General features: G+C 73.0%; 17 protein-coding genes and 1 pseudogene. 7 read left to right on the plus strand and 11 right to left on the minus strand.

Features of this window, described 5'->3' with window-relative positions; all coding sequences use genetic code 11:
- Positions 1–16 precede the first annotated feature (16 nt).
- From ACFYP4_RS23805 to ACFYP4_RS23825, 5 genes are all read right to left on the minus strand, one after another.
- Positions 17–1,735, minus strand: a complete 1,719-nt coding sequence (locus ACFYP4_RS23805) for a protein kinase (protein ID WP_358852844.1) — start codon at positions 1,733–1,735, stop codon at positions 17–19.
- 222 nt (positions 1,736–1,957) lie between these two features.
- A complete protein-coding gene (locus tag ACFYP4_RS23810; protein ID WP_358852843.1) occupies positions 1,958–3,622 on the minus strand; it encodes a serine/threonine-protein kinase in 1,665 nt (554 codons plus the stop codon).
- Between the two features lie 207 nt (positions 3,623–3,829).
- Positions 3,830–5,563 (minus strand): serine/threonine-protein kinase, encoded by a 1,734-nt coding sequence (locus tag ACFYP4_RS23815; protein WP_388788216.1) that lies wholly within the window; start codon positions 5,561–5,563, stop codon positions 3,830–3,832.
- Between the two features lie 245 nt (positions 5,564–5,808).
- Complete coding sequence (locus ACFYP4_RS23820; RefSeq protein WP_388787862.1) at positions 5,809–8,910, minus strand: protein kinase; 3,102 nt, start codon at positions 8,908–8,910, stop codon at positions 5,809–5,811.
- A 206-nt stretch (positions 8,911–9,116) separates the two neighbouring features.
- Positions 9,117–11,393, minus strand: a complete 2,277-nt coding sequence (locus ACFYP4_RS23825) for a protein kinase (RefSeq protein ID WP_388787865.1) — start codon at positions 11,391–11,393, stop codon at positions 9,117–9,119.
- A gap of 182 nt (positions 11,394–11,575) precedes the next feature.
- Between ACFYP4_RS23825 and ACFYP4_RS23830 the strand changes: the two genes are divergently transcribed.
- A complete protein-coding gene (locus ACFYP4_RS23830) occupies positions 11,576–12,787 on the plus strand; it encodes a serine hydrolase domain-containing protein (RefSeq protein ID WP_388787868.1) in 1,212 nt (403 codons plus the stop codon).
- Between the two features lie 145 nt (positions 12,788–12,932).
- On the opposite strand, the gene ACFYP4_RS23835 is transcribed toward ACFYP4_RS23830, so the two are convergent.
- Positions 12,933–14,639, minus strand: coding sequence for a glycerol-3-phosphate dehydrogenase/oxidase (locus ACFYP4_RS23835; protein WP_358852839.1), 1,707 nt, complete (start codon positions 14,637–14,639; stop codon positions 12,933–12,935).
- 270 nt (positions 14,640–14,909) lie between these two features.
- Between ACFYP4_RS23835 and ACFYP4_RS23840 the strand changes: the two genes are divergently transcribed.
- Complete coding sequence (locus ACFYP4_RS23840; RefSeq protein WP_358852838.1) at positions 14,910–16,118, plus strand: nucleotide sugar dehydrogenase; 1,209 nt, start codon at positions 14,910–14,912, stop codon at positions 16,116–16,118.
- 120 nt (positions 16,119–16,238) lie between these two features.
- Positions 16,239–16,874 (plus strand): hypothetical protein, encoded by a 636-nt coding sequence (locus ACFYP4_RS23845; RefSeq protein ID WP_388787872.1) that lies wholly within the window; start codon positions 16,239–16,241, stop codon positions 16,872–16,874.
- A 62-nt stretch (positions 16,875–16,936) separates the two neighbouring features.
- Here ACFYP4_RS23845 and ACFYP4_RS23850 read toward each other — a convergent pair whose 3' ends face one another.
- The 4 genes from ACFYP4_RS23850 to ACFYP4_RS23865 form a co-directional block, all read right to left on the minus strand.
- On the minus strand, positions 16,937–18,061 hold the full coding sequence (locus tag ACFYP4_RS23850; RefSeq protein ID WP_358855243.1) for a GuaB3 family IMP dehydrogenase-related protein: 1,125 nt from the start codon (positions 18,059–18,061) through the stop codon (positions 16,937–16,939).
- A 128-nt stretch (positions 18,062–18,189) separates the two neighbouring features.
- A complete protein-coding gene (guaB, locus tag ACFYP4_RS23855) occupies positions 18,190–19,692 on the minus strand; it encodes an IMP dehydrogenase (RefSeq protein ID WP_358855244.1) in 1,503 nt (500 codons plus the stop codon).
- Between the two features lie 235 nt (positions 19,693–19,927).
- The gene (locus tag ACFYP4_RS23860; protein WP_355314556.1) at positions 19,928–20,503 is read right to left on the minus strand and encodes a sigma-70 family RNA polymerase sigma factor; all 576 of its coding nucleotides are present in this window, start codon (positions 20,501–20,503) and stop codon (positions 19,928–19,930) included.
- A gap of 280 nt (positions 20,504–20,783) precedes the next feature.
- Positions 20,784–21,395 (minus strand): response regulator transcription factor, encoded by a 612-nt coding sequence (locus tag ACFYP4_RS23865; RefSeq protein WP_003948568.1) that lies wholly within the window; start codon positions 21,393–21,395, stop codon positions 20,784–20,786.
- Positions 21,396–21,784: 389 nt separating this feature from the next.
- Between ACFYP4_RS23865 and ACFYP4_RS23870 the strand changes: the two genes are divergently transcribed.
- The gene (locus ACFYP4_RS23870) at positions 21,785–22,120 is read left to right on the plus strand and encodes a WhiB family transcriptional regulator (RefSeq protein WP_358855245.1); all 336 of its coding nucleotides are present in this window, start codon (positions 21,785–21,787) and stop codon (positions 22,118–22,120) included.
- Positions 22,121–22,272: 152 nt separating this feature from the next.
- Here the strand turns inward: ACFYP4_RS23870 and ACFYP4_RS23875 are convergent, their stop codons facing one another.
- Entirely contained in the window at positions 22,273–23,169 is an 897-nt protein-coding gene (locus tag ACFYP4_RS23875) for a LysR family transcriptional regulator (RefSeq protein WP_388787877.1), read from the minus strand.
- 80 nt (positions 23,170–23,249) lie between these two features.
- Here ACFYP4_RS23875 and ACFYP4_RS23880 point away from each other — a divergent pair, with 80 nt between their 5' ends.
- The 3 genes and pseudogenes from ACFYP4_RS23880 to ACFYP4_RS23890 form a co-directional block, all read left to right on the plus strand.
- On the plus strand, positions 23,250–23,918 hold the full coding sequence (locus ACFYP4_RS23880) for an MOSC domain-containing protein (protein WP_358855247.1): 669 nt from the start codon (positions 23,250–23,252) through the stop codon (positions 23,916–23,918).
- A 212-nt stretch (positions 23,919–24,130) separates the two neighbouring features.
- Positions 24,131–24,904 carry an SDR family oxidoreductase gene (locus ACFYP4_RS23885; RefSeq protein WP_358855248.1) on the plus strand — a complete coding sequence of 258 codons (774 nt, stop codon included), beginning with the start codon at positions 24,131–24,133 and terminating at the stop codon, positions 24,902–24,904.
- 118 nt (positions 24,905–25,022) lie between these two features.
- A pseudogene (locus tag ACFYP4_RS23890) lies at positions 25,023–25,316 on the plus strand (ester cyclase); the annotation flags it as partial.
- Between the last annotated feature and the right edge of the window lie 128 nt (positions 25,317–25,444).

Below are 25,444 nucleotides of genomic sequence, written 5' to 3' on the forward strand. Positions count from 1 at the left end.
CGAGCTCTCCCGGACGTCACAATCTGTCGATGTCCAGGTGCGCGATCGCCGTCTCCGCGACCTCCCGGCCGCGCTCCGTGAAGTCGCCCTTGCCGGGGTAGCCGACCGTCAGCTTGTACATGTCTCCGGTCTTCTTCGACTTGTAGTAGAAGATCTTCAGTTGCCGGGGGAGCGGGTTCTCGGTGTCGGAGGTGTGGTACTTCACCGTGTTCACGGCGGACTTCCCGCCCTGGTGCGTGGATTCCTGCGGATCCGTCCTCGGCCCCGCGGGCATGTCCAGCCGGTACTCGCCGCTCTGCTTGAACTCCGCGTTGTCGGCCCACATCTGGTCCCGCGCGGAGTCCTTGATCTCGTTGCCCGTGTCCTCGGTCCTGCGCGCCAGGTCCAGGCTGATCCAGACGCTGCCGCTCCAGTCGCTGTAGGTCACCCGGTTCTTGTCCGTGTCGTCCTTGTCGGGCCTGTCCACCTGGTAGTCCGCGGGGACGGCCAGCGTCGCGCCGAACGCCTTCTCCTCCTTCTTCACCCAGCCGTCCGGCAGCGGGCCGGCGAACGGGTCCGCGATCACCAGGTACCCCGCGAGCGCGAGAGCGACGAGGACCGCCCCCACTCCCAGCCACGCCTTGCGGCCGAGCCTGAGACCCCTGCCGCCGGGGACGGAGATCTGCACGACCTGGGTCTCCTGCGGGGGCTTCGCGGCCTCCTCCAGGAGCCGGCGGACCCGGGCGGCGCCGGGACGCCGGGCCGGGTCCTTGTCCAGCAGACCGTTGATCACCTCGGCGAGCGGCCCCTTCGCGGCGGACGGCACCGCGGGCGTCGCGTTGAGGACGGACTGGAGGGTCGCGGGGGTGTTGCTGCGGCGGAAGGGGGAGACGCCCTCCGTGGCCGCGTACAGCACCACGCCCAGGGACCAGAGGTCGGAGGCGGGGCCGGGGCGCTGGCCCAGCACCCGTTCCGGGGCGATGTACTCGGGCGAGCCGACGAAGCCGCCGGTGTCGGTCAGGTTCGTCTCGCCCTCGATCTGGGCGATGCCGAAGTCGGTGAGGACGACACGGTCGTGGCTGCCGAGCAGGACGTTGTCGGGCTTGACGTCGCGGTGCAGGATGCCCGCCGCGTGCGCGGCCTCCAGGGCGCCGAGGACCTCCAGGCCCACCGTGGCCGCCTCGCGGACACCGAGGGTGCCCTCCTGGAGCGCGGCGCCCAGCGAGCGGCCCCGCACCAGCTCCATCACGATCCACGGCTGCCCGTCGACGACCGCCACGTCGTGGACGTTCACGACCGCCGGATGGTCGAGCCGGGCCGCGGCACGTGCCTCGCGACGCATCCGCTCGAAGGCGTTGGCACGTTCCCGCTCGGGAAGATGGTCGGGTACGCGGGGCTCCTTGACGGCGACCTCGCGGTCCACCGTCTCGTCCTTGGCCCGCCACACGGTGCCCATGCCGCCGTGCCCGAGCTTGGACAGGAGCCGGTAGCGGCCGGCGATCAGCCGGCCCGTGCCCGGCTCCTGCGGGGCCTGCCGCGGCTGCGCCCGCTGGTCCGGGACGAGCTGCGTCTGCTGCGCCTGCCCGTCCGGGACCGCCTGCACCGGCGCCGCGTACGGATTGCCCGGGTAGGGCACCGCGGGCTGCGGCTGTCCGGGGGCGGGCACCTGGTGGCCGGGCACCGCCGGCCGCGGCGGTTGCAGCCCGAAACTGGTCGGCTCGTCGGACCCGTGAGGTGCTCCCCCGTTGCTGCTCATGAACCCATGCATATCGCGGCGGCCGCCGCGGGAGCCACCCCGGCCGCCCGCCGGTCACAGACCCGTGACGCACCCCATCCCTTATCTCCCCTTTGGGGCGGTACGAGATCTCCGCTTTGGGGCGGTACGGGACCTCCCGTTCGGGGCGGTGCGAGGGGTCGGGGGACCGCCGCGAACGGCTGCCCGGGTCCGGGCACGAGGAAAAGCTGCTCGTTTCAGGACTCAGGACGGTACGAAGGTGTCCACCGCGACGTCGAAGTACTCCTTCGCCTCGGCGACCCGGCCGACCGGCGCCGACACCCACACGTCGTACATCCGCCCGTCCTGCTCCCAGCACAGGTCGTACGTGTGCCGCGCCCCCTCCGCCCGGGTGAAGCCGTCCCAGCTGAACTCCCAGAGCGCGGCGGGATGCACGCCGTGCCGGGTCGCGGTGACCCGGCCGTCGCGGTAGCCCGGGTTCGTGGAGGGCCCCCGGGCGGCGGCGCGGCGCATCACGCCGAGGGGCCCGCCCGTCCCGGGTCCGGCGACCTTGACGCCGAGCCGGAAGGCGGTCCCCCGCGACAGGTAGAAGACCCGTTCGCCCTGCGGCTCGCGCGTGAAGCCCTCCGGCACGGCGAGCGTGAACCCGCCGGGGTCGCGGGCGACGCGGTACCCCTCGGGCGCCTTGCGCGAGGCGGGCGAGGCGCCCTCGGAACGCGTCACGGTCACCGTGGGCCCGGGAGTCATCGGTGCGGGCGGCGTCGGCGTGGCGCTGTTCTTCGTCGTACGGGCCGAGCCGTGCGTCGCCGAACTCGTGGGCGCGTCGGCGCCGTCACCGCCGCGCATCAGCAGCGCGGCGGCGGAGAGCCCGGCCCCGGCCATCGCGGCGACGAGCGCGGCGGCGACCAGCACGCTCCGCGCCGACGGTCTCGCCGGGGAGCGGGACGCGGGGTTCGACGGAACGTGCGGACCGGACGCGGCGGCAGGCGGCGCGGGCGGGAGAAGGGGCGGCGTTCGTCCGCTCAGCGGCACGTCCCGCCGGGTCGGCGTGTACCCGGTCGCCACCTGCGGCGTACGCCCCGTCTCCCGGAACGCCCGCAGCATCCCCTCCGCCCGCGCCGCGTCGAGCCGCCGGTCCGGATCACGCTCCAGCAGCCCCCGTACGACGGGAAGCAGCGGCGCGGCCTGGGCGGGCGGACGCACCTCGTCGAAGACCACCGCGTGCAGGATGCCGCCGAGCGAATCGCGCCGGAACGGGGATACGCCGCTGAGCGCCGTGCACAGCAGGGCACCGAGCGACCACAGGTCGGACTCGGGGCCCGTCCTCGCGCCGGACATCCGCTCGGGCGCCGTGTATTCGGGCGAGCCGACGAACGCCCCGTTCTCGGTGAGCGTCGTCGCGCCCGCGACCTGGGCGATCCCGAAGTCGGTGAGGACGACGCGGCCGGTGCCCGCTTCCATCAGGACGTTGGCGGGCTTGAGGTCGCGGTGCAGGACGCCGGCGTCGTGCGCGCGCCGCAGCGCGCCGAGGAGGTCGATGCCGATCCGCGCGGCCTCGGCCGGGTCCACGGGCCCGGACCGGGCGATGCGGTCGGCGAGCGAGCCCCCGACGATCAACTCCATGACGATGTAGGGACGTTCGTCGTCCTCGACCACGTCGTGCACGACGATGATGTGCGGGTGTCTCAGCCGGGCGACGGCGCGGGCCTCGCGCAGGGAGCGCTCGCGCTGCATCCTCGCCTCGTCCGCCGAGAGCGCGTCGTCGAGGCACAGCTCCTTGACCGCGACCTGCCGGCCGAGCAACTGGTCGGTCGCGCGCCAGACGACACCCATCCCACCCCGGCCGATCCTGGCCTCGAGCCGGTAACGGCTCGCGATGACACGGGCGTTGTCCCCCTCGGTCCCCATGGGCCCATCATGCCGCACCGGGCCGGTGCCCTCCGGGACGCCGGCGCGAGGCGGCCGACACGCGACGCGAGGCGGGGGCGGGGCGGCGATCCGCCCGGGTGCGGCCCGTCCGCGACGAGGTCACCGGTGACGTCGACCGCGTGCGGGGCCGGGACCGGGACCGGGACCGGGGCCGGGGCCGGGGCCGGGACCGGGGCGGCGTCCCCGTCACTCCTGCCCGTTCGGCCGCCAGGCCCGCAGGACCGCGTCGAACTGTTCCCGCGTGGTGTCCCAGTCCGGCGCGGGCGACGACATGTAGATCGTGTACTCCACGCCGTCGCGGCCGAGATACGTCTGCTCGATGGCCCGGCGCGGTCCGGGGAACGAGCTGTTCCGGGCGAGCGCGGTCCAGGTGAAGTCCCACAGGGCACCGTGGCAGTCGCGGTAGGTGTTCGACTGCAGACTCACCCGCCGGTAGTCCCGCAACTTGCTCACCTGCTGTTCCAGGTCCAGTTGGTGGGCGTACGGGTTGTCGAAGTCGGGCGAGTCGTCGACGGCGATCCGCACGAAGTGCTTGCCGCCGTCGGGCGTGTAGTCGATCTGGTTGCCGTTGACCTGGCGCTTCCAGCCTTTGGGCAGGGCGAGGCTGAAACCCTCCACGTCGTGGACGGGTTCCCAGTCCTCGGGGACGGCGCCGTTCTTCTGCTGCCCCGTCCCGCCGGAACCGGCCTGATCGCCCGTATCACCGGCGTAGTGCAGGGCCAGGGCGCCGCCGCCTCCGACGAGCACGGCCAGCAGGGACAGGAGGACCAGCGTGCGGCCCAGCCGGTGCTTCCTCGGAGCGCCCGGAGCGGCGTCGCCGGCCGGATACGCGGACGGGGGTCCGTACAGGGTCGCGCCCGGGCCGCCCGGGCCGCCCGGTGCCTGGTGGCCCGGCACATGGGTCGTCGCGCCGTGGTCCCCCGCTCCGTATGCGCCGTGTGCGCCGGGTGCGTCGGGGTCGCGGGAGACATGGGTGCCGGAGACATGGCTGCCGGAGACATGGCTGTCGGCTCCGTATCCGGCCGCGCCGACCGATCCGTGGGCCGCGGCCGTCCGGCCCGGCTCCAGGTGCCGCGTCGGCACATGGGCCTGTGCGGCGCGCGGCCGTCGTCCCTCCGCGGCCTCGGCCAGCATCTGCTCCGCGTCCTGCGAGCCGGGGCGGGCGGCGGGATCCTTCCGCAGCAGCGCCTCGATCACCGGTCCCAGCGGACCCGCGCGGTGCGGTACTGCGGGCTCCTCGTCTACCACGGCCTGCATCGTCGTGAGCGGGGACGTGCGCCGGAACGGCGACGTTCCCTCCACGGCCGTGTACAGCGTCGCCCCGAGCGCCCACAGGTCGGAGGCGGGCCCGGGGTCGTGCCCGCGCACCCGCTCGGGTGCCAGGTAGTCGACCGAGCCGACGATCTCACCGGTGCGGGTGATGGTCGAGTCGCCCTCGACCTGCGCGATGCCGAAGTCCGTGAGCAGCACCCGCCGGTCGGCGGCGAGCAGCACGTTGCCCGGCTTCACGTCGCGGTGCAGCACCCCGGCGGTGTGCGCGGCCCGGAGCCCGCGCAGCACCCACAGACCGATGCGCGCCGCCTCGGCCGGCTCGACGCGTCCCCGCTCCTTGACCTCGTCGGCCAGCGAGTTGCCCTCGACCAGCTCCATGACGATCCACGGCCGGCTGTCGTGCTCGAGGACGTCGTGCACCGTGACGACGGCCGAGTGGTTGATCCGGGCGGCGGCCCGGGCCTCGGCATGGGTCCGGGCGAGGAGCACCGCGCGGTCGCTCTCCGCGACGTAGAGCGCCGCCGTCAGTTCCTTGACCGCGACGGCGCGGTGCAGCACCTCGTCGTGCGCGCGCCACACGCGGCCCATGCCGCCGCTGCCGATGGATTCGACGAGGCGGTAGCGGCCCGCGAGGAGCAGGCCCTGCATCTGATTCACGTTTCCCCGCAATGGTCTTGACGGGGTCACACTAAGGACCCCGCCGTCCCGCAGGGAACCGGCGCGGTCGTACGGAGACAGCACTGTGACGGTTCTCGCTTCCGCGCGGCCGAGGCAACCGTCCGGCCGCCCGGGCATCCTGGGACCCACGCGGGTCCCGGGCGGGCGGGACGCGGGTGCCGGCGACGGTCACGGCAGGGGCCCTGTCCGGGCGGCCGACGGGGCGGTCGGGCGGCTCAGCCGGTGACCCGGTACGTCGACGACGCCTGCTCGTACAGCCGCGTCACCTCGTCCCGTTCGGCCTCCGGGCCGCGCACCTGCACCACGTGGTAGCGCCCCCCGACGATCATCGCGAGATTGCGCACGAACAGCTCGCGCCCCTCGCCGTCGGTCCACGTGAACTGCCCCTCGGCCATGGTCCGCCCGCCCACGTCGATCGTCCGCATCCCGCTGGACGTCGCCCAGGTCGAGTCGCGGAACGGCTGCAGTTCGCGCTCCTTCTCCCGCTGATACGCCATCGGGTCGCCGCCGTAGGCGTCCGTACCGTCCCGTCCCGGTACGACGATGAGCTGGAAGTCTCCGTGCGCGTACACGACTTGGCCGCGCCCGTTCTTGGCGGACCGGTCCCAGCCGCGGGCCACGGCGACCCGGAAGCCCTCCGCGTCCTTGCGCACGGTGAAGCCCTGGGCGACGTCCGGGTCGGAGGACGTCTGCCCGCGCGTCCGGCCGGGCGACTTGGAGGGCTGCTTGCCGCTCCCCGGCGAGGTCTGGTCGGGGCGCGGCTCGCTGCTCGCCCTGCCGTCGGTGCCGGGGTCCGGCGTGGTTCCGGCGCTCTCGGAGGCTCCGGTCCGCTCGCCGTCCGGGCCGGCGGTCGTTTCCGCCCCCGGCATGAAGTACACCGCGTAGGCCACCGCCGCGGCCAGCAGGAGCAGCACCAGCACGACCAGGTTCCGCCCCAGCTTCCGGGGCTGTGCCGAGCGCTCCTGCTTCGCGCGTTTGTGTCGGGCGTGCGGGCTGGTCGCGGGCAGTCCCGCGCGACGCCTGCGGACGAGCTCGCCCCGGCGCCGTACGATCGGCAGCCGCCGCGGGTCGACGGGGGGCGCGGCGATGACGTGCGCGCCCGCCTCCGGCTCCGGAGCCGACCGGACCAGGGAGCGCAGCCAGCCGCGCAGGTCCTCGAAGTCCAGCCGCTCCGTCGGGTCCTGACGCAGCAGCGACTCCACGACCGGCCGCAGCGGTCCGCACTCCTCCGCGTACGCCGGGGGCTCCGCGCACACCAGCTGGACCAGCTCGGCCGTGTTCTCCTCCGGGTAGGGCGCGTGTCCCTGCACGGCACGGAAGAGCAGCGCGCCGAGCGCCCACAGGTCGGTGGCGGGACCGATCGGCGCGGCGAGCTGCCAGTTCTCGTGCACGGGGCCGGCCTGCTCGGGGGCCCAGCGCTCGGTCACCGGCCCGACCACGGTCATCCGCGCCTGCCGTGCCCGCTCGGCGGCGAGCGCGGTGGCGGGCCCGCGACGGGGCGCGGTGGCGGCGGCCGGGTGGTCCCAACGGGTGGCGTCCTGGGCGTTCTGGGCGGACCGCGGGTCCTGCGGGGTCTGCCGACGGGCCTGCTGCTGCGGAACGCCCTTGGCGGGGACCGGAGTCGCGGCGCCCGCGCCGTGGGCGCCGAACTCATGGACGGTCCCCTGCGCCGGGCCCGGCACCGGGGCGCCGTCACCGGTGTCGTGGAACGCCGTCCGCGCCGGGTCGCCGCTCCCGGGGAGAGCGGCCCGCCCCTGCCCCGGGGGCCCGTTCCGCGGAGCGGCTCCGTGCCAGGGGTCGCCCCGCCCGACTCCGTAGGGGTCCGCTATCTGGCCGGGGGGCGGCGTACCCGGGACCCGCTCGACCCCCTGCCCGGAACTCCGACGCGCTTCCCCACCCCGCCCGGACACCTCCGGCGAACCGTCCCCGTACCCCGGAGCCTGCCCGCCCTCAGCACCGCGACCGACGGCCCGACCGGGGTCGACGCCGTACCCGGCACCCTGCCCGGAGGCGCCGTAACCCGAACCCCGCCCGGCCCCGCTCCCGTACCCGGAACCCCGCCCGGACCCGGCACCGTAACCGGAATCCCGCTCGGGGTCGATGCCGTACCCGGAACCCCGCCCGGCCTCGCCCCCGTACCCCGAACCCCGCCCGGAGTCGGCACCGTAACCGGAATCCCGCGCGGACCCGGCACCGTACCCCGGAACCTGTCCCGGGTCGGTGGTATGACCCGGCGTCGGCCGGGACTCCGTGCCGTGGCCGGGCCGGCGGGCGGCCTCGGCTCCCGGTGTGGGCCGGGGGGCGGGCAGCGCCGCACGGCTGTCGCGCTCCTCGTCCTGGACGCGGGCCGCGGCCCGCGCACCGGCCCGGTACGCGGCGATCGCCCCGGCTCGAGCCGCCCGGACGTCGTCGTCCTCGGCCGCCGGGCCGCCCAGCGCGGGCACACCACCGAGCGTCCCGCCCGCGGCCGGGACGCGACCCGCGGCCCGCGCCTCCGCACCGGCCGCCCGCGCCTCCATGCCCTTCTCACGTGCCTCGATCGCGGCCCGCCGAGCGGCCTCGGGATCCCTGCTGAGCGGACCACCGGCACCGGCGCCCGCTCCGAGGGAGTGGCCCGCCACTCCTCCGGCCACCGGCCCGCCGGGTCCCGGCCCCGCTGCGTGCGGGCCCCCGCCCGGCTCCGCTTCCCCGGGCGGCACGGGGTCGTACCCGCACAGCGCCTCCTCGGCGGCCCCGACCGCCAGACCGCTGAGCATCACCCGGCCGTCGTCGCAGACGAGCACCGTGCGTGCGGTGATGTTCCGGTGCACCCAGCCGTGCGCGTGCAGCACCCGCAGGGCCATGAGGACGTCCGAGGCGACCTCGGCGGCCCGGTACGGCGTCAGCGGCTTCTCGGCGAGCAGCGCCGACAAGGGCCGGGCGGCCACGAGTTCGCTGACGACCCAGAGCGAACCGCCCTCGGCGAACACGTCGAAGACCTGGTCGAGCCGGGGATGGTCGGGTATCTGAGCGGCGGCCTGCGCGGCCTCGATGGCGCGGCGCACGGCCGGTTCGGCGGGGCGCCGGGTCGTCCGCGCGGCAGCGCCGGCCCGGGCGGCCCGCCCCTGGCGGCCGTCCCGCGCCACGAACCCCTCCGGCAGCCCGTCCGCGTCGAGCACCTCCGCCTCGACGACCTCGGGCAACGGCACCTGCCTGACCAGGACTTCCTGGCCGCTGTAGGTGTCGAAGGCGCGGGTCTCGGCGAGTTCGTACTCGTCGGACGGGGGCAGGGGCAGGCGGTAGCGGTCGGCGAGTACCCGTCCCGCGTAGTCGTCCACGACGCCTCCCCCGGCCCCCCGGTGGTCAATTCCGTTCCCGTTGCGCTCCGTTGTCGTCCCGTACGGTTCGCAACCACTCACGATACGTGCCGGAGGCAACCCGCAATGAGCTGATGCGAGATCTCAGGCCCGCGAACTCGTCCCCGGGCGCGCCCGGGTGAACAACCGGCACCGGTCTGTCCACCCGCGGCGCCCCCGCCGTTGCGTCAGGACTTCGGCTTGAACGTCGTCGTCAGCGTCCGCCAGGTGCTCTTGCGCAGGGCGCTGTCCCACTTGGCGTCCTTCGCGGTGTACATGAGCCCGTATCCCTGATGCGAGTTGACGACGAATCCGCGGTCTATGGACCGGTACTTCGTCCCGCCCTCCACGTAGGTGAACTCCCAGTCGGCCGTGTTCCAGCCGCGGTAGTCCACCTTCTCTATACGGATGCGCCTGTACTGCGAGCGGACCATGTACCGCTCCTGGTCCTTCCAGTCCGCGACCGGGTCGTTCTTGGGCGTGGACGTCCAGCCGACCAGGAGTTTCTGCCCGTCGGGGCCGCTGAAGCGGGACCCCGCCGCGCCCGTGGACTGGTACTTCCATCCCTTCGGCAGACCTATGGAGAACCCTTGCCCCGCCCTGTACGTCTGCACGGCGGTGCTGTCGTCCGACTTCGTGTCGTCCTCGCCGCCCTTGTCGTCCGACGCTTCCCCGCTCGGCGTGCTGTCGGCGCCGGCGGCCGCACCCGGCTTCTGAGAGGCCGTGGCCGAGGGGGACTTGCCGTCGCCGTCCGCGTCGGCGCCGGACCCCTTGTCCTTGTCCTTGTCGGCGCTGCCCGCGTCCGTCCCGCCGGACGAGGTCTTGGTGCCGCCGCTCTTGCTGTCATCGGCATCGCCGTCGCCGCCCCCGAGGGTCAGTGCGAGCACGGTACCGATGATGGCGAGGACCACGACCACCGCCGTGAGCACCAGCGTCCGCCGCGGCACCACGTCGGTCAGCGGGGCCGCCTTGGGCGCGGGCCGCACGGGCGCGGGGGGCATCTCGGGCCAGCCCGACGTCCGTCCCGCGCTCTCCTTGTCCGGCCCCTCCGCGGCGTCCCGCGTACCGGACTTGCCGCTCTCGGACGCGAAGGCCGAAGCCGTCACGGCGCCCGCGGCTCCGCCCGTACCGGCGTCACCGGACCGGCCCGCGACGGAGCCCGCCGCGCCCGCGCCCGCCGCACGCGCCGTCCCCGAACCGGACGCCCCGCCAGAGCCGGACGTCGCACCCGGGCCGGACGTCGCACCCGAGCCGGCCTTGCCGGAGCCGGCCGCACCGGGCCCGGACTCACCGGGCTTACCGGGGGTCGGCGTGACCGCCCCGGCCGACGCCGCACCTGCCGCACCTGCCGCACCCGCGGCCCCGTCGGCCCCCTTGGCCGGGGAAACCGCCGCGGAGCCGGACGTGCCCGTGGCTCCGGACTTGGCGCGTGCGGTGACCGCCGCCGCTCCCGCCACCTTCCCCAGGGAACGCAATGCCCCGCGCAGCCGTTCACCCGCGTCCTCGCCGCGCCTGCCGCCCGAACCGCCCCGGTCCGAGTCCTCCGGGACCGGGGGCAGCGCCACGACCTTCGTCGCGTCCACCGGCTCGGACCCGGCCTCCCGGGATGCCGGCTTCTGCCGCAGCACCTCGGTGAGCATCGCCCGCGCGCCCGCGTCGTCGAGCCGCTGCTCGGGATCCTTGGCCAGCAGACCGTAGATCACCTTCTCCAGCGGTCCCGCGTGCTTGGGCTGCTCGACCGGCTCGGTCATCACCGCGGTGAGCGTCGCGATCGCGGAACCCCGGTCGTACGGCGGCACGCCTTCCACCGCCGCGTACAGCAGTCCGCCGAGCGACCAGAGGTCGGCCGCGGGGCCGGGCTTGTGTCCGCGCGCCCGCTCCGGCGAGATGTACGAGGGCGCGCCGACGAGCATGCCGGTCGAGGTGATGGACGGGTCGCCCTCCACCTGCGCGATACCGAAGTCGGTCAGTACGACCCGGCCGTCCTCGGACATCAGCACGTTCGACGGCTTCACGTCCCGGTGCAGAATGCCCTCACGGTGCGCCGCCCGCAGTACGTCGAGGATCGCCAGACCGACCTCCGCGGCCCGCCTCGGCGTCAGCAGCCCGTCCTCGCGGATGACCTCGGCGAGGGACTTGCCCTCGATGAGCTCCATCACGATCCAGGGCCGGTCGTCCTCGTCGACCACGTCGTACACGGTGACCGCGCCGTGGTTCCGGATCCGGGCGATCGCCTTGGCCTCGCGCAGCGTCCGTGTGATCAGCCGCCGCTTCTCGTCCTCGTCGATGCTCGACGGGAACCGCAGCTCCTTGACGGCCACCGTGCGGCTCAGGGTTTCGTCCTGGGCGCGCCACACCGTGCCCATGCCGCCGCGGCCGAGTACGTCTCCCAGCCGGTACCGCCCGGCGAGGAGACGCCCGCTCTTGTCCTGACGGGATGCTCCCGCCCGCTCCGCCTCCGACATGCGTCCCCTCATGCAACCCGCCCCGACAGAGCCTTCATTGTCCCTCACGCATGGACCACCCGACGCCCAGGGTGCCCTGGGACCGGGGCAGGACCCGGCCTCGGTGCGGCCGACCCGGAAGACCGCCTGCCGCACGGCTCCGTTCGTCCCGCATGATGGGCCCCCGACAAGGGAGGACCGCGATGCCGCTGCTCCGGACACGCCGGACACTCGTGACCATTCCGGTGACCGCCGTTCTGCTCGGCCTCACACCGGCCGGTTCCCCCGCCGACGCGAGCGCCGCCGCGGACACCGCCCTGACTTTGCTCGTCTCCCGGGGAAGGGCCCCGGCCGCGGCCCTCCTCATCCGCGAGGAGACGGGTACCCGCTACGTCCACGCCGAAGCCGTCCCCGACACCACCCCTTCCCTCCCCTGGACCGCACAGGGATCGGACACCACCTCAGTCCGGGGCGCCCCTGCGGAACCTGACGTCACGTCCGTACCGCGGAGCCCGGCCGCGTCCGGCGCCGTGTCCGCACCGGCCGCCGGCTCCCGGGCCGGTGCCGCCATCCGCAGCGGCGATCACTTCCGCGCGGGCAGCATCACCAAGACGTTCCTGGCGACCGTCGTGCTGCAACTGGCCGCCGAGCACCGGCTGTCCCTGTCGGACTCCGTGGCGGAACACCTGCCGGGACTGGTGCACGGAGCGGGCAACGACGGTCGCGCGCTGACCCTGCGCGCCCTGCTCACCCACACCAGCGGCCTGTACGACTTCACGGCGGAGACCAGGGGGGACGTCCCCGTCACCCCGCTTCAGGCTCTGCGCATCGCCTTCACCCACCCCCCGGCCCACCGCGGCCGCTTCGCCTACTCCAACACCAATTACGTCCTGCTCGGACTGGTCGTCCGTCAGGTCACCGGCCACTCGTACGCCATCGAGGTCCGGCGGCGCGTCCTCACTCCCCTCCGTCTGACGGGCACTTCCTTTCCAGGCGCCCGCGTCTTTCTCCCCTCCCCGCACGGCCGCGCCTACGCCGCCGACGGGTCCGACGTCACCGAGCTCGACCCGCGCGTGGCCGGCGCGGCGGGCGAGCTGGTCAGCACACTCCCCGACCTGAACCGCTTCTACGCGGCCCTGCTGGGCGGTGAGCTGCTCCCGCCGGCCCTGCTGCGCGAGATGCTCGACACCCGTACCGCACAGGGCTCGTACGGCATGGGGCTCTATCCGGTGACGCTGCCGTGCGGCATCACGGTGTGGGGACACAACGGCCGAATATCCGGCAGCTACGTGCGCACCGCAGCGACCGCCGACGGCCGCCGTGTCCTCACCTTCCGGGTGAACACGGACGGACTCGCGGACGCGGACCTCGAACCGGCCCTGCTCGCCGCCGAGTTCTGCCCCCGCACCTCCTAGAACGGTTGGCCTTCGAGCAGATATCCCAGCTCACGACACCCGTTCGAGTGAATCCACGCCGGGCACGACCGAGGCCGCCGGACGTCGAAGCCGCCGGACGTCGAGGTCGGCCGGGGCGCCAGAGCACGCCCCACCGCCACGCCCCCTACCGCGCCACGATGTCCGGCGCTCCCAGCCGTGCCGCGTCCGCCGTCAGGTCGTCGGGCTGGCGCTGCGACTCCCGTTCCGCCTCGACCCGCTTCTCGTAGTGCTCGATCTCGCGCTCGATCTGGTCCTTGTCCCAGCCGAGGACCGGCGCCATCAGCTCGGCGGCCTCACGGGCGCAGCGCGTGCCCCGGTCGAAGGTCTCGATCGAGATGCGTGTCCGCCGGGTCAGCACGTCGTCGAGGTGGCGCGCACCCTCGTGCGAGGCGGCGTAGACGACCTCGGCGCGCAGGTAGTCGTCGGCGCCCTGCAGGGGTGCGCCGAGCGAGGAGTCGGCGGCGATGAGGTCGAGCAGTTCGTCGGCGAGCGACCCGTACCGGTTCAGCAGGTGCTCCACGCGCACGACGTGGATCCCGGTGTCGGCGGCGATGCGCGCTCGGGCGTTCCACCTGGCCCGGTACCCCTCGGCGCCGATGAGGGGGATGTCCTCGGTGACGCACTCGGCGACCCGCTGGTCGAGACCGTGCACCGCCTCGTCCACCGCGTCCTTGGCCATGACGCGGTACGTCGTGTACTTGCCGCCCGCGACGACCACGAGACCCGGTACCGGATGCGCCACGGTGTGCTCGCGCGAGAGCTTGCTGGTGGCGTCCGACTCGCCGGCGAGCAGCGGGCGCAGTCCCGCGTAGACACCCTCGACGTCGTCGCGGGTGAGGGGCAGGGCGAGGACCGAGTTGACGTGCTCCAGCAGGTAGTCGATGTCGGCGCTGGAGGCCGCGGGGTGCGCCTTGTCGAGGTCCCAGTCGGTGTCGGTGGTGCCGACGATCCAGTGGCGCCCCCACGGGATGACGAAGAGCACGGACTTCTCGGTGCGCAGGATCAGACCGGTCGTCGAGTTGATGCGGTCCTTCGGTACGACCAGATGGATGCCCTTGGACGCCCGTACGTGGAACTGTCCGCGCTCCCCGACCATCGCCTGGGTGTCGTCGGTCCACACACCCGTCGCGTTCACCACCTGTTTGGCGTGGATCTCGTACTCCCCGCCGGTTTCGAGGTCGTGCACCCGGGCGCCGACGACGCGTTCGCCCTCGCGCAGGAAGCCGGTCACCTTCGCGCGGTTGGCGACCTTCGCGCCGTAGGCGGCCGCCGTGCGCACCAGCGTGGCGACATAGCGGGCGTCGTCCATCTGCGCGTCGTAGTACTGCAGGGCGCCGACCAGCGCGTCCTTCTTCAGGGCGGGGGCGACGCGCAGCGCGTGGCGACGGGTCAGGTGGCGGTGGCCGGGGAGCCCGCGGCCGTGTCCGCGGGCCATCGACATCGCGTCGTACAGGGCGACGCCCGAGCCGGCGTACAACCGCTCCCAGCCCTTGTGCTGCAACGGGTAGAGGAACGGCACCGGCTTCACGAGGTGCGGTGCGAGCCGTTCCAGAAGCAGTCCCCGCTCCTTGAGGGCCTCGCGCACCAGTGCGAAGTCGAGCATCTCCAGATACCGCAGGCCGCCGTGGATCAGCTTGCTGGACCTGCTGGAGGTGCCGGACGCCCAGTCGCGCGCCTCGACCAGCCCGGTCGACAGGCCGCGTGTCACGGCGTCGAGCGCGGTGCCCGCACCAACCACGCCCGCGCCCACGACCAGGATGTCCAGTTCACGCTCGGCCAATCCCGCAAGTGACTCGGCTCGCTCCGCCGGCCCCAGTGTCGCTGTCCTCACCGCTGCCTCCCGCTATCCGTTGCGCTGGCCGCACCCGTCCGGCGAAGCCCGGCTCTCACCCCATGCCCAAATTCTGACCTTGTTGCCCACCTTCGGCCACCGCCGGCCCGGCCGCCTGTGGACATCGATCGGGGACTCTCGGGAAAACACAACCAAAGAATCCCGCATATCGGTCATATTTACTCCTAGTCTGACATTGCGCTCGCCCGTTCTGTCCACAGGGCTTGCACACCTGTCCCACTACGGTTACTGGGAAGGACGGCCCACGCCATGCCCGCAGATCTCGCCGTCATCGGACTCGGTCATCTCGGCCTGCCCCTGGCCCAGGCCGCCGTCGCCGCCGGCATCCCCACCCTCGGCTACAAGACCGGACCGGAGGGCGGCTCCCTCACCGCCGCCGAGCTGCGCCGGATGCACTCGGGAGGCTTCCGGCCGACCACCAACCCGGCCGAGCTCGGCCGGGTGCGCACGGCGGTCATCTGCGCGCCCACGCCCCGGGGCGCGGACGGAGCGCCGGACCTGGGCCAGGTGGCCGCCGCCGCCCGCACCCTGGCCGCCCGGCTGCGCCCGCACACCACGGTGATCCTGGAGTCCGCCGTGCACCCCGGGACCACGGAGGACTTCCTGCGCCCCCTGCTGGAGGAGGGCTCCGGGCTGCGCGCCGGCCGCGACTTCCACCTCGCGTACTCCCCCAGCCGGGTCGACCCCGGCAACCGCGACTTCCACCCGTCCAGCACCCCGAAGGTCATCGGCGGCCTCACCCCCGCCTGCACCGAGTCGGCCGCCGCCTTCTACGGACGCCTCACCGACAAAGTCGTACGCGCGCGTGGACCACGCGAGGCGGAGACCGTGCAGCTGCTCGAGACCAACTTCCGGCACGTCAACATCGCCCTGGTCAACGAGATGGCCGTGCTCTGCCACGACCTGGGCGTCGACCTGTGGGACGTCATCCGGTGCGCGGAGACCAAGCCGTTCGGCTTCCAGGCCTTCCGGCCGGGACCGGGCGTCGGCGGCCACGGCGTCGCCCAGGACCTGCGAGGCCGCTCCGGCCGCACCCTGCGCATGGTCGAACTGGCCCAGCAGGTCAACGACCACATGCCGCAGTACGTCATCCAGCGCGCCGCGACCCTCCTCAACGAGCACGGGAAGTCGGCCCGCGGCGCGCGCGTGCTGCTCCTCGGCGTCACCTACAAGCAGGACCTCGCCGACCAGCAGGGCTCCCCCGCCCACGAGATCGCCCTGCGTCTCATGGAACTCGGCGCGTCCGTCAGCTATCACGACCCGCTGATCCCCGCCTGGAGCGTCCTGGACCGCCCCATCCCCCGCGCCGACTCCCTGTACGAGGCCGCGGCCGACGCCGATCTGACGATCCTGCTCCAGCAGCACCGCACGTACGACCTCCAGGGCCTGTCCGTGAAGGCCCAGCTCCTCCTGGACACCCGCGGAGCCACGCCGACCGGGGCGGCACACCGGCTCTGACCACCGGGAAATCCCCCTACGGAGGACGACCCGGGCCTGCTAGTGTGCGGCAGCTCGCACGCACGTGCGCTCGCGTTTCCGGCGCACCCGCTGTGCGCTGCTGTCCCTGGGGGGATCCACATGAGCACGCCGTCCACGCCGCCGCCCGTTCCACCGGCCGAGCAGTCCGGGAACCCTTACGCGGGTGCCCCCGGGACCGGGAACCCGTATGCCGGCGCCCCCGGCACCGGGAACCCGTTCGCGGCCGGCCCGGGCCCCGCGGACGCCCCGCAGGGAGCGCCCGTCCCCGGCTTCCCGCAGCAGCAGGGTGCGCCCGGCTTCCCGATGGCCCCCGTGGCCCCGTCCGCTCCGGCCCGGGCCAACCTCGGCCTCGGACTCGCCGCCGCCGTCGGCACCGCCCTGGTCGCGGCAGTCGCGTACGGAGTGGTCATCGGCCTCACCAAGCACGAGATCGGCTGGGCGGCGGTCGGCGTCGGCTTCCTGACCGGCCTCGCCGCGGGCCGCGTCGGCGGACGCAACCCGGTCCTGCCGGTGGTCAGCGTCGTGCTGTCCGCGGGCGCCGTCTACCTCGGCCAGCTGATCGGCGAGGCCATGATCGGCGCGAAGGAGCTGGGCGTGGACTTCAGCGAGCTCTTCTTCGACCACTTCGACGCGGTCCAGGAGGCCTGGAAGGCCGACTCCGACCCGCTGACGTTCGTCTTCTTCGCCATCGCCGCGTACGTGGCCTTCTCCAGCGCCAAGAAGGCCGGTCAGTAACCGCCCCGGCGTACGGAAGGGCCCGGTCACCGTGCGGTGACCGGGCCCTTCCGCACTTGGGGCTAGCGCTTGTGCTGCGCGTCCGCGACCGTGACCTCCACGCGCTGGAACTCCTTGAGCTCGCTGTAGCCGGTGGTGGCCATGGCACGGCGGAGGGCACCGAAGATGTTCATGGAGCCGTCCGGGATGTGCGAGGGACCGGCGAGGATCTCCTCGATCGTGCCGACGGTGCCGAGGTCGACCTTCTTGCCGCGCGGCAGCTCCTCGTTCACCGCCTCCATGCCCCAGTGGTGGCCCCGCCCGGGCGCGTCCGTGGCGCGCGCCAGCGGGGAGCCCATCATCACCGCGTCGGCCCCGCAGGCGATGGCCTTGGGCAGGTCGCCGGACCAGCCGACGCCGCCGTCCGCGATGACGTGCACATAGCGGCCGCCGGACTCGTCCATGTAGTCCCGGCGGGCCGCGGCGACGTCCGCCACCGCGGTCGCCATCGGCACCTGGATGCCGAGGACGTTGCGCGTGGTGTGCGCGGCGCCGCCTCCGAAGCCGACCAGCACGCCCGCCGCGCCCGTGCGCATCAGGTGCAGGGCGGCGGTGTACGTGGCGCAGCCGCCGACGATCACCGGGACGTCCAGCTCGTAGATGAACTGCTTCAGGTTCAGCGGTTCGGCGGCACCGGAGACGTGCTCGGCCGACACCGTCGTACCGCGGATGACGAAGATGTCCACGCCCGCGTCCACGACGGCCTTGGAGAACTGGGCCGTGCGCTGCGGGGACAGCGCGGCGGCGGTGACCACGCCCGAGTCGCGCACCTCCTTGATGCGCTGCCCGATCAGCTCCTCCTTGATGGGAGCCGCGTAGATCTCCTGGAGGCGGCGGGTCGCGGTGTCCGCGTCCAGCTCGCCGATCTCGTCCAGCAGCGGCTGCGGGTCCTCGTACCTCGTCCACAGGCCCTCGAGGTTGAGGACGCCCAGGCCGCCCAGCTCACCGATGCGGATCGCGGTGGCCGGGGAGACGATGGAGTCCATGGGGGCGGCCAGGAACGGCAGCTCGAAGCGGTAGGCGTCGATCTGCCAGGCGATCGAGACCTCCTTCGGGTCCCGGGTCCGGCGGCTCGGGACGACGGCGATGTCGTCGAAGGCGTACGCCCGGCGGCCGCGCTTGCCGCGCCCGATCTCGATCTCAGTCACGTGTGTGGCCTTTCCTCTGCGTTTCAGCGCCTTCCAGTATCCCCGACGCCCACGCCGAGAGCGGCCCCGGAACCTCCGGGACCGCTCTCGGTCGCACGATCGACGCGTGCTTCACGCGCGCGTGGGGCTCACTTACGGCTGTAGTTCGGCGCCTCGACCGTCATCTGGATGTCGTGCGGGTGGCTCTCCTTGAGACCGGCCGAGGTGATCCGCACGAAGCGGCCCTTGGACTCCATCTCCCCGATGCTGGCCGCGCCCACGTAGCCCATGGTCTGGCGCAGACCGCCGACCAGCTGGTGCAGCACGTTGGCGAGGGGGCCGCGGTAGGGCACCTGGCCCTCGATGCCCTCGGGCACCAGCTTGTCGTCGGCGGCCACCTCGGCCTGGAAGTAGCGGTCCTTCGAGTACGACCGGCCCTGGCCGCGGGACTGCATGGCACCGAGCGAGCCCATGCCGCGGTACGACTTGAACTGCTTGCCGTTGATGAACTGCAGCTCGCCGGGCGATTCCTCGCAGCCGGCCAGGAGACTGCCCAGCATCACCGTGTCGGCGCCGGCGGCCAGTGCCTTGCCGATGTCGCCGGAGTACTGCAGGCCGCCGTCGCCGATCACCGGGATACCCGCGGGACGGGCCGCGAGGGCGGCTTCGTAGATGGCGGTGACCTGCGGGACGCCGATGCCGGCGACCACGCGGGTGGTACAGATCGAGCCGGGGCCCACGCCGACCTTGATGCCGTCCACACCGGCGTCGATCAGCGCCTGCGCGCCGTCACGCGTGGCGACGTTGCCGCCGATCACGTCGACGTTCACGCTGGACTTGATCTTCGCCATCCAGTTGAGGGCGTTGCTGTTGTGGCCGTGCGAGGTGTCGACGACCAGGAAGTCCACACCGGCCTCGGCGAGCGCCTGGGCCCGCTCCAGCGCCTCGGGGCTGGCGCCCACGGCGGCACCGACGAGCAGCCGGCCCTCGGCGTCCTTCGCGGCGTGCGGGTACTGCTCGGCCTTGACGAAGTCCTTGACCGTGATGAGGCCCTTGAGGACACCCGCCTCGTCGACCAGCGGCAGCTTCTCGATCTTGTGGCGGCGCAGCAGCTCCATGGCGTCGGCACCGGAGATGCCGACCTGGCCGGTGACCAGCGGCATCGGGGTCATGACCTCGCGCACCTGGCGGGAGCGGTCGTTCTCGAAGGCCATGTCGCGGTTGGTGACGATGCCGAGCAGCTTCTTGTTGCCGTCGGTGACCGGGACTCCGCTGATGCGGAACTTGGCGCACAGGGCGTCGGCCTCGGCCAGCGTGGCGTCCGGGTGCACGGTGATGGGGTCGGTGACCATGCCGGACTCGGAGCGCTTCACGAGGTCGACCTGGTTGACCTGGTCCTCGACCGACAGGTTGCGGTGCAGCACGCCGACGCCGCCCTGTCGGGCCATCGAGATCGCCATGCGGGACTCGGTCACCTTGTCCATCGCCGCGGACAGCAGCGGGATGTTCACCCGTACGTTGCGGGAGATGCGGGACGAGGTGTCGACCGCGTTGGGGAGCACCTCGGATGCACCCGGCAGCAGCAGCACGTCGTCGTAGGTCAGCCCGAGTGTCGCGAATTTTCCGGGCACTCCGTCGACGTTCGCAGTCATGACACCTTCCCCAAATGGCCTTGATCGGTGCGGATGTCCATGCTAACGGGAAGCACGGCTCTCTCATTCCACGGTTCCGGACGCCCGTCGGCTTCGTAGCTTCGTACGGAACCGGCGCGGCAGCCGTTCACCCGCCGGCTCCGGGAGGCGTCACGGCGCGGGCCGCGACCCGCCGCGGGCGCCGTCGAGGATGGAGGCGTCCGCGGGACGAGCCGCCGGCCCCACCGGGGAGCCGCTACTGCTCCGCCAGCGCCCGCAGGCGGCTCAGGGCCCGGTGCTGAGCCACGCGGACCGCACCGGGTGACATTCCCAACATCTGTCCGGTCTCCTCGGCCGTGAGACCCACCGCGATCCTCAGCAGGAGCAGTTCCCGCTGGTTCTCCGGGAGGTTGGCCAGGAGTTTCTTGGCCCACTCGGCATCGCTGCTGAGCAGGGCACGCTCCTCGGGGCCGAGCGAGTCGTCGGGGCGCTCGGGCATCTCGTCCGAGGGCACGGCCGTCGAACCGGGGTGCCGCATCGCGGCGCGCTGGAGGTCGGCGACCTTGTGCGCCGCGATGGCGAAGACGAAGGCCTCGAAGGGACGCCCCGTGTCCTTGTAGCGCGGCAGGGCCAGCAGCACCGCGACGCAGACCTCTTGCGCCAGGTCCTCCACGAAGTGCCGCGCGTCGCCCGGAAGCCGGGAAAGACGCGCGCGGCAGTACCGCAGCGCGAGAGGATGTACGTGAGCGAGCAGGTCGTGTGTCGCCTGCTCGTCGCCGTCGACCGCGCGATGGACGAGCGCACCGATCACCGTCGTCTCGTCGTCGCGCATCGGTCCATGGTGCCTCGGCGTCGTCCGATCCGTGGCACCGCGTCCATAGTTGTGCACCGAAGCGTTATGAGTAGGTGCGCCGGAACTCATCTCCTGCGCCCTCCCCTTCCGCTCGACCGACTCGTCCCCGAGGAACTCCACACCTCAAGGATGCGGCATCCGCCGGGAAACGGGGGCCGGGCACCGGAGAGACCCTGCCCGAGGGCCCGGCCCCGCCCGCCGCGCGGCGGGCGGGAGGCGCCGAACGGCAGGTGGGGATCGCCGTCCCGCAGCAGCTCACCTAGCGGACCAGGCCCCACCGGAACCCGAGCGCCACGGCGTGCGCGCGGTCCGAGGCGCCGAGCTTCTTGAAGAGCCGGCGGGCGTGCGTCTTGACGGTGTCCTCGGAGAGGAACAGCTCACGGCCGATCTCCGCGTTGGAGCGGCCGTGGCTCATGCCCTCCAGGACCTGGATCTCACGCGCCGTGAGCGTCGGCGCCGCACCCATCTCGGCCGACCGCAGTCGGCGCGGGGCGAGCCGCCAGGTCGGGTCGGCGAGTGCCTGCGTCACCGTGGCCCGCAGTTCGGCGCGCGAGGCGTCCTTGTGCAGATAGCCGCGGGCACCGGCGGCGACGGCGAGCGCCACACCGTCCAGGTCCTCGGCGACGGTGAGCATGATGATGCGGGCACCCGGATCGGCGGAGAGCAGCCGCCGGACCGTCTCGACGCCGCCCAGACCGGGCATGCGTACGTCCATCAGAATCAGGTCCGAGCGGTCGGCGCCCCAGCGGCGGAGGACTTCCTCGCCGTTGGCCGCAGTCGTCACGCGCTCGACGCCGGGCACGGTAGCCACCGCGCGGCGGAGCGCCTCTCGGGCGAGCGGGGAGTCGTCGCAGACGAGGACGGATGTCATGACCGCCCTCCGCAGCTGATGCGCGTCACCTTGAGCCTCCAGGCTGGTACGAATCGTCACCTGTGCGGTCGACACTCGTGGACGGATTCTGCCGTCTGCCCGAGCGCTTGTTCCTTCAACCGCCTCGCACTCTCAACGATGGTCACTCGAAAGAGTTACGGGGCCGTCCGCCATCTTCGGCACTCTACGTGAGGGGGCGGACACGGTGCAGACATGCGCCACGGACCCTCAACGTTTCATCACAAGCCATGCCCCATTTAGCCGGTTTTCTTCCCTTTTGCTGGTGTCTATGGCTAGATTCGCAATGAGTCATATTTTCATCTCCTTAGATCGTAGATGTACGGTCGGTGGGCACATACCAGCCCAGAACGGCAACAAGGGGACACGCAATGGCAGATTTCTCCCGCCTTCCCGGTCCAAACGCGGACCTCTGGGACTGGCAGCTCCTCGCGGCCTGCCGTGGGGTCGACAGCTCGCTCTTCTTCCATCCGGAGGGCGAGCGCGGTGCGGCACGGAGCGCTCGCGAGAACTCGGCCAAGGAGGTCTGCATGAGGTGCCCCGTGCGCGCCCAGTGCGCGGCCCACGCCCTGGCGGTGCGCGAGCCGTACGGCGTGTGGGGCGGACTGACCGAGGACGAGCGCGAAGAGCTGATGGGACGCGCCCGCAACCGGCTGGTCACGGCGACGAGCAGCGGCGGCCCCGCCGCACCGTCGCACAACAATTGAAGGAACGTTTCTCCGAAGATGGGCACGCGCAGGCGTGCCCTTGCTTTTGGTGCGCCGCCGCCTGCCTCGGCGGTCCTTCTTTGCGCCGCAGCCCGCCTCAGCGGTCTTTCGCCGCGCCGCCTCGGCGCCGCCGGGTGCGCTGCCGCCCGTCCTCAGCGGGCCGCGGCCCGGGCGAGCCGGTCGAGGGTCGCCGCCACCGCGGGCACCTGGGCGAGGTCCGGCAGCGTCAGCGCCACGATCTCCCGCCGCACCGGAGGCTCGACCGTCACTGTGCGTACTCCCTTGGCGCGTACGGACTCGACAGCCAGTTCGGGAAGGACCGCGACACCGAGGCCCGCGCCGACCAGGCCGACCACCGCCGGGTAGTCGTCGGTGGCGAAGTCGATGCGGGGCACGAAGCCGGCGCTCTCGCAGGCCTCGATGAGCTGGCCCCGGCAGCGCGGGCAGCCCGCGATCCACGGCTCTCCGGCGAGATCTCCCATGGCGACCGACTCCGCCGTCCCCAGTCGGTGCCCTTCGGGGACGAGTCCGACGAGCCGGTCCACCAGCAGCGGGCGCACCACCAGGTCGTGCCACTCCTCGGTGGCCGCCGCTCCCTCGTAGCGGAAGGCGAGCGCGATGTCGCAGTCGCCCTCGCGCAGCATCTCCACCGAGCGCGGCGGTTCGGCCTCCTCCAGGGAGACGCGGGTACCGGGGTGGTCGGCGCGCAGCGCGGCGAGCGCGGTCGGTACCAGGGTGGAGCTGCCGCTCGGGAAGGAGACGAGCCGGACGCGGCCCGCGCGCAGTCCGGCGATGGCGGCCACCTCCTCCTCCGCGGCGGTCAGCCCGGCGAGGATGCCCGCCGCATGGCGCACGAGGGCCTGACCGGCCTGGGTCAGGCGCATCTCCCGGCCGGTGCGGATCAGCAGCGGCGTACCGACGGAGGACTCCAGGGCCTTCATCTGCTGGCTGACGGCGGGCTGGGTGCAGCCCAGTGCGCGCCCCGCCGCCGAGAACGAGCCGGTGGCGGCCACAGCGCGCAGGACACGGAGATGACGGGCCTCGATCACCCTCCGAGCATAAGCGGCGCTTGGGTGGGGCGCCGAATACTGCGTCGACGCTTTGGCCTCCGGTCGCCTAACGTGCCGCCATGAAGCTTCTCTCACTGAACATCGGCCGGGCGCGGGCGGTCGGCTACACGGATCAGCCGGAGGGCCTGACCGGCATCGACAAGCAGCCGGTGGAGGGGCCCGTGCGGGTCGCGGCCCCGGGGCCCAAGGGGGTCGGCGCCGGCGGACTGGCCGGGGACGCCGTGTGCGAGAAGCGCCACCACGGCGGGGACGACCAGGCGGTGTACGCGTTCGCGCGCGAGGACCTCGACGAGTGGGAGCGGGAGCTGGGCCGCCCGCTGGCCAACGGCGCGTTCGGCGAGAACCTGACCACGTCGGGACTCGACGTGTCCGGCGCCCGCATAGGCGAGCGGTGGGGCGTGGGTCCCGACGTCGTCCTGGAGGTGACCTGCGGGCGCATCCCCTGCCGTACCTTCCAGGGCCACCTCGGGGAGCAGGGCTGGGTGAAGCGTTTCACCCGGCGGGGTGCGCCGGGCGCGTATCTGCGGGTGGTACGGCCGGGGGAGATCAGCGCGGGCGACCCGGTCCGGATCCTGCACCGCCCGGACCACGACGTGACGGTGGCGCTCCAGTTCCGCGCCGTCACCCTGGAGCGGACCCTGCTGCCGCGGCTGCTGGCGGCGGGGGACGCGCTGCATCCGGAGGTGCGGGAGGACGCGCGCAAGTACGCGGAGAAGTACGGGCGTTAGCGCGGGGAGCCGGCGCGGCGGACCGGCGGGTACGGGCCCCGGCCGGATGGGTGGGGCCCGTACCGCCCGCAGGGCCACGGCCGGGCCGCGGCACGGCGGCGAGAAGGCAGGCGGGGCGGCGGCCGGGCGTGGCCGCGGGACCGCCGGGCACGGTGCGGTAACGGGCGGCGGCGGGCGCGGGCTCCTGCCGCGGTGGTCACTAACCTTGGCCCATGACAACGGCTTTGATTACGGGATCGACCGCGGGCATCGGCGCCGCCTTCGCGCGGCGGCTGGCGGCCGGCGGGCACAACCTCGTCCTGGTGGCGCGGGACACCAAGCGGCTGCGCGAACAGGCGACCGAGTTGCACGACCGGCACGGCATCGAGGCGGAGGTGCTGACGGCGGACCTGGCGACGGACGGGGGCATCGAGGCGGTGGCAGCGCGCCTCACCGACCGCCGGCACCCGGTGGACCTGCTGGTCAACAACGCCGGCTTCGGCAACAAGGGCCGCTTCCTCGACGTGTCGATGGCGGACGAGCTGAAGATGCTCAAGGTGCACTGCGAGGCGGTGCTGCGGCTGACGTCGGCGGCGACCGAGGCCATGCGGGAGCGGGGCCGGGGCGGTGTCGTCAACGTCGCCTCGGTCGCCGCCTTCGTGCCGCGCGGAACGTACGGGGCCTCCAAGGCGTGGGTCGTGCAGTTCACGCAGGGCGTGGCGAAGGACCTGGCCGGCAGCGGTGTACGGCTGATGGCCCTGTGCCCCGGGTTCGTGCGCACGGAGTTCCACCAGCGGGCTGGGATGGGCACGGACAACATCCCGAAGTGGATGTGGCTCGACGCGGACAAGCTGGTCGCGGCGGCGCTGTCGGATCTGGCGCGGGGCAGGACGCTGTCCGTCCCGGACCCCCGTTACAAGGCCCTGATGGGCCTGGTGAAGGTGACTCCGCGGGCGCTGCTGGGCGGCGTCACGTCGAGGACCGGACGCAAGTACGGCCCGCAGTAGGGGCGTTCGCGCGGGTCGTGCCGCCGGGGAGCCGGCCCGGGCGTGGAGTGGATGGTGTCGTCCCTCCGGTGGGACGATGGAAGTGTTCCACCGGACCCAGGGGGCCGGAGGCGGCGCCATGACATTCGTACAGCTCATCGACTGCAGGACCAGCCGGTTCGACGAGATGAACCGGCTGATGGACACGTGGGTCGAACAGACCAGGGGGAAGCGGACCGCGACGCACAGCGTCATCGGCCGGGACCGGTCCGACGGGGACCACTTCGTGGAGATCGTGGAGTTCCCGTCGTACGAGGAGGCGATGCGCAACTCCGGCATGCCGGAGACGGAGCGGATCTTCCAGGACATGGTGGCACTCTGCGACGAGATGCCGACGTTCACCGATCTGGACGTGGTCCGGGACGATCAGCTCTGAGCGGCCGGCATCAGCAGGCGGCGGCCGGGAAAAGGGGAAGCCCCCCTCACCCGGTGGGGGGAGGGGGACTTCTTCGAGGCGTCCTCCCTCCTCCCGTGGGGAGGGTGGGCTTCCTCGGGTGCTGC

Source organism: Streptomyces sp. NPDC005551 (assembly GCF_042871785.1).
Taxonomy (GTDB): Bacteria; Actinomycetota; Actinomycetes; order Streptomycetales; family Streptomycetaceae; genus Streptomyces.